Genomic DNA, 4,437 nt, shown 5'->3' on the forward strand with positions numbered 1-4,437 from the left:
TCGGCGGGGGTGGAGTTGGCGGCGCGCTGACGCGGTGTTCGGGCGGGGCGCAACGCTTTCGGCGGCGCGTGGTGGTCTTCCGCCGGCCGGGGCGGGCCTGGTAGACGATGGGCATGCCAAGACTTGCTGCCGCGCTGCGCGGCCTCGCCGTCACCGCCGCCACCCTGGTCACCGTCGCCGCGCTGCCTTCGGGGGCCGAGGCCCAGCAGCCGGACGGAACGCCGTCCTCTGCACCGGCCGTGCCGGCGGAGGGGGCCAAGGACCCGAAGGCGCCCGAGGAGTTCGTGGCGCTGCGGGATGTGGATCCGACGATCCGTCAGGAGATCCGGTACTACACGCCGCACAACTTCCTGGGCGTACCGGTCACCGGTTACCAGAAGCCGATGTGCATCCTGACGCGGGACGCGGCGGAGGCACTGCACCGGGCGCAGGTGGCCTTCCTCAAGGAGGGCTACACGCTGAAGGTGTACGACTGCTATCGGCCGCAGCGGGCGGTGAACCACTTCGTGGAGTGGGCGAAGGACCTGGACGACCAGCGCATGAAGGGCGAGTTCTATCCACAGGTCGACAAGTCGACGCTCTTCGAGGACGGGTACATCGCAGAGAAGTCCGGGCACAGCCGGGGCAGCACGGTGGACCTGACCCTGGCGAAGCTGCCGGCGCTGCCGACCCGCCCGTACGTGCCCGGTGAGCCGCTGCGTCCCTGCTACGGCCCGCAGGACGAGCGGTTCCCCGACAACTCGCTCGACATGGGCACCGGGTTCGACTGCTTCGACACCCTGGCGCACACCCTCGACCCGCGCATCAAGGGAGAGCAGCGGAAGAACCGGCTGCTTCTGAAGGAGGGGCTGGAGAAGACCGGATTTGTGAATTACGAGAACGAGTGGTGGCACTTCACCTACCAGCCGGAGACGTTCCCCGACACGTACTTCGACTTCCCCGTCGCGCGGAAGTCGCTCGCCGGACGCCACTGACCACTGCGGACGCTGACAGCCGTCGCGCGCCGGACTACGGTGCGCCCATGACGACACGGGAATTCGCCACCTACGAGGACTTCTGGCCGTACTACGTCGCGATGCACTCCAAGGCCGCGACCCGGTGGGTGCACTTGACGGGCACGCTCACCGGGCTCGCGGTTTCGGCGTACGGGCTGATACGGCGGCGCCGGAAGCTGCTGCTCGGGCTGCCGCTGATCGGTTACGGGACGGCCTGGCCCGCGCACTTCCTCATTGAAGGCAACAACCCGGCCACCTTCGGACACCCGGCCTGGTCGCTGCGCGGTGATGCCCAGATGATCCGCATGATGCTCGCGGGCCGGGATGCCGAGCTGGACGAGATCGCCCGCAAGTGGCTCGCGGAGAACGCCCAGTAGGCCATTCCTGCCGCCTCCCCGCCGCGATCAGAGCCGTCCCCCGGCCGAGTCCGACGACAGCCGCTGGGCCACGTACACCGGGATCACCGACAGGGCGATGAGCAGAGCGGCGACGACGTTGATGACGGGGGCCTGGTTCGGGCGGGCCAGGTTCTCGTAGATCCAGATGGGCAGCGTCTTCGTGCCCGGACCCGCGGTGAACGTGGTGACCACGATCTCGTCGAAGGAGAGCGCGAAGGCGAGCAGGGCGCCCGCGAAGAGGGCCGAGCGCAGCGCGGGCAGCGTGACGTGGCGGAAGGTCTGGGCGGGGCGGGCGCCCAGGTCGGCGGATGCCTCGGCGAGCGAGGGCGCGATACGGCGCAGCCGGGCGGCGACGTTGTTGAAGACGATGACGACGCAGAAGGTCGTATGGCCGACGATCACGGTGAACAGGCCGAAGCCGATGCCGAACGGGTCCAGGACGGTGCGGAAGGCCGCGTTGAGCGCAATGCCGGTGACGATGCCCGGCAGCGCGATGGGCAGCACGACCAGGAACGAGACCGTCTGCCGGCCGAAGAAGCGGTGCCGGTGAACGGCAAAGGCGGCCAGTACGCCGAGGACGAGCGCGATGCCGGTGGCGGCGAGGCCGGCCTGCAGGGACGTCCACAGGGCGTCCCGTACGCCCTGGCTGTGCGCGGCGCGGACCCACCACTCACCGGTCAGCCCGCTGGGTGGCCAGGCGAAGGAGCGGTCGGCGTTGAAGGAGTTGAGGAGGACCAGGAGCAGGGGCACGTGGACGACCGCCAGCCCGGCGGCCATGAGCACGCCGAGCACGACGCGGGCGGTGCGGGTCAGATGCACCTCAAAATCCTCCTCGGTGGCGGGAACCGGGGCGTCCGGCGGCCCGTTGTCACTGTGAGTACAAGGTCACCACGCTGAGTACGGAATCTGCTGAGCAGGGGACCGCGGCACTGAGTACAGGGGGTCACAGTGAATCCAGCGCACCCGCGCGCCGTACGGCCGCCAGGTAGCAGACGACCAGCACGACCGGCACGGCCGAGAGCGCGGCGGCCAGCGGGAGGTCGAGAGTCACCTGTGACGCGATGACATTGCCGAGCAACTGGGTGCGGCCGCCGACGATCTGGACGGTCAGATAGTCGCCGAGGCTGAGGGAGAAGGTGAAGACGGAGCCGGCGAGCAGGGCGGGGCGCACGGCGGGCAGGACGACGAGGCGCAGGGTGCGCCAGGCGCCGGCGCCGAGGTCGGCGGATGCCTCCAGGTGCGGGGTGGGCAGCCGCCCCAGGGCGGCGAAGACGGGGAGAATCATGTAGGGGAGCCAGAGGTAGGCGAGGACGAGGACGGCAGCGGGCAGGCCGTAGCCGGGGCCGGTCAGGCCGAGCGGGGCGAGTACCGCGTTGACCAGGCCGTGTTCGCCGAGCATGACGCGCCAGGCGTACGCCTTGACGAGGTAGCCGGCCCACAGGGGCATGAGCACGGCCACGAGCAGGGCGCGCCGCCACCGCCCCGACGCCACCCGCGCCATGAAGAAGGCCATGGGCAGGGCGAGGAGGGCGTCGATCAGGGTGACGGCGACGGCGACGCCGAGGGTGCGCAAGGTGATGGTGCGGTAGACGGGATCGGTGAGGACGGTGCGGAAGTTGTCGGTGTTCCAGATACGGACGACGTCGGAGGTGAAGCTGTCGGTGGTCCAGAAGGCGGACAGGAGCAGCACGGCGAGCGAGCCGAGGTAGGCGAGGCCCAGCCACAGCAGAGGTGGCGTGAGCAGCGCCGCCAGTCTCAGCCGCGCCCCCGCGCGGGAGCGCCCCGCAGGCACCGAACTCGCCGAAGTCGCAGAAGTCGCAGAAGTCGTCGAAGTCATCGAGGCGGAAGTCTCCGAAGCCGACGTATCCGAAGTCGAAGGCACCGGGGTCACCGGGGCGCGCTCAGCCCTTGATCTCCGTCCAGGCGCGTGTCCACTGGGCGTAGTCGGTGCACTGCACGTTTGTCCTGCCGTCCAGGCACTGCTTCACGGGGGTGGTCCAGAAATGCACGCGCTTGTAGTAGCTCTCGTCATCGGCGTGGTAGGTGGCGCAGTGCTTGGGGTCGGCCGTCTCCTTGCACGCCGCGGCGTTCGCCGGGGCCTCACCGAAGTACTCGGCAACCTGGGCGTTCACCTTGGGCGAGACGATCCAGTCGAGCCACTTGTAGGCGCAGTTGGGGTGCTCGGCCTTGGCGGCGACCATCCAGGTGTCCGACCAGCCGGTGGCGCCCTCCTTGGGCAGGACGGCCTTGACCGGGGCCTTCTCGGCCTTGGTGAGGTTGGCGATGACCTGCCAGGTGGTGCCGATGACGCTGTCGCCGCCCTTGAAGGCGGTGACTTCCTTCTGGTAGTCGCTCCAGTACTCGCCGATGTTGCCGTGCTGCTTCTTCAGGAGCGCGACGGCAGCGTCCAGCTGCTTCTGGTCCAGCGCGTAGGGGTTCTCGATGCCCAGCTGCGGCTCGGTCTTCATCAGGTACAGCGCGGCGTCGGCGATGTAGATGGGCGAGTCGTAGGCGGTGACCTTGCCGGCGTGCTTCGGGGCGTCCTCGAAGACGGCCCGCCAGGAGTCGGGGGCCGGCTTGACCTTGTCGGTGCGGTACATGAGGAGGTTGGCGCCGCGGCCGTGCGGGATGCCGTACATCTGCCCGTCGACGGAGTTGAACGGCTGCTTCTTGAGGCCCGCGAAGACGTCTTTGTAGTTCGGGACGAGCTCGGTGTTGACGGGGGCGGCGTCGCCGGAGGCGATCAGGCGGAGGGTGGCGTCGCCGGAGGCGGAGACCGTGTCGTACTGGCCGGTCTTCATCAGCGAGACCATCTCGTCGGAGGTCCCCGCGATCTTGGTGTTGACCTTGCAGCCGGTCTGCTTCTCGAAGGGGTGGACCCAGTCGGTCCTGGGGTCGTTGGAGCCGTCCTCGGCGTAGCCGGCCCAGGCGATGATGTTGACCTGGCCCTCCCCCTTGCCGAGCGTCTTCTTCATGGGGACGTCCGGTGCGCGGAAGCCACTGCCCCGGTCGTCGCCGCCTCCCCCGCTCCCCCCGGAGCCGCA

The 4,437-nt window shown here is 69.3% G+C and carries 5 protein-coding genes; 2 read left to right on the forward strand and 3 right to left on the reverse strand.

Going from position 1 to position 4,437, the window contains the following annotated elements; genetic code table 11:
* Positions 1–113: 113 nt before the first annotated feature.
* Together CCS38_RS27135 and CCS38_RS27140 are read left to right on the forward strand one after the other, a co-directional pair.
* Positions 114–974, forward strand: coding sequence for a M15 family metallopeptidase (locus tag CCS38_RS27135; protein WP_223735956.1), 861 nt, complete (start codon positions 114–116; stop codon positions 972–974).
* Between the two features lie 47 nt (positions 975–1,021).
* Positions 1,022–1,372 carry an Mpo1-like protein gene (locus CCS38_RS27140; RefSeq protein WP_030250566.1) on the forward strand — a complete coding sequence of 117 codons (351 nt, stop codon included), beginning with the start codon at positions 1,022–1,024 and terminating at the stop codon, positions 1,370–1,372.
* A gap of 27 nt (positions 1,373–1,399) precedes the next feature.
* Here CCS38_RS27140 and CCS38_RS27145 read toward each other — a convergent pair whose 3' ends face one another.
* The 3 genes from CCS38_RS27145 to CCS38_RS27155 all read right to left on the reverse strand — a co-directional run.
* Positions 1,400–2,212 carry an ABC transporter permease gene (locus CCS38_RS27145; RefSeq protein ID WP_223735957.1) on the reverse strand — a complete coding sequence of 271 codons (813 nt, stop codon included), beginning with the start codon at positions 2,210–2,212 and terminating at the stop codon, positions 1,400–1,402.
* A 124-nt stretch (positions 2,213–2,336) separates the two neighbouring features.
* Positions 2,337–3,230, reverse strand: a complete 894-nt coding sequence (locus CCS38_RS27150) for an ABC transporter permease (protein WP_263302622.1) — start codon at positions 3,228–3,230, stop codon at positions 2,337–2,339.
* A gap of 64 nt (positions 3,231–3,294) precedes the next feature.
* A partial coding sequence (locus CCS38_RS27155; protein WP_223735959.1) for an ABC transporter substrate-binding protein occupies positions 3,295–4,437 on the reverse strand: 1,143 nt, incomplete at its 5' end.

The organism is Streptomyces purpurogeneiscleroticus (assembly GCF_020024005.1).
In the GTDB taxonomy this organism is placed as follows: domain Bacteria; phylum Actinomycetota; class Actinomycetes; order Streptomycetales; family Streptomycetaceae; genus Streptomyces; species Streptomyces purpurogeneiscleroticus.

Bases quoted from the DNA above. Each gene is read 5' to 3' on its own strand.
- CCS38_RS27150 (WP_263302622.1), bottom strand. From the start codon at position 3,230: ATGACTTCGACGACTTCTGCGACTTCTGCGACTTCGGCGAGTTCGGTG.
- CCS38_RS27135 (WP_223735956.1), top strand. From the start codon at position 114: ATGCCAAGACTTGCTGCCGCGCTGCGCGGCCTCGCCGTCACCGCCGCC.
- CCS38_RS27140 (WP_030250566.1), top strand. From the start codon at position 1,022: ATGACGACACGGGAATTCGCCACCTACGAGGACTTCTGGCCGTACTAC.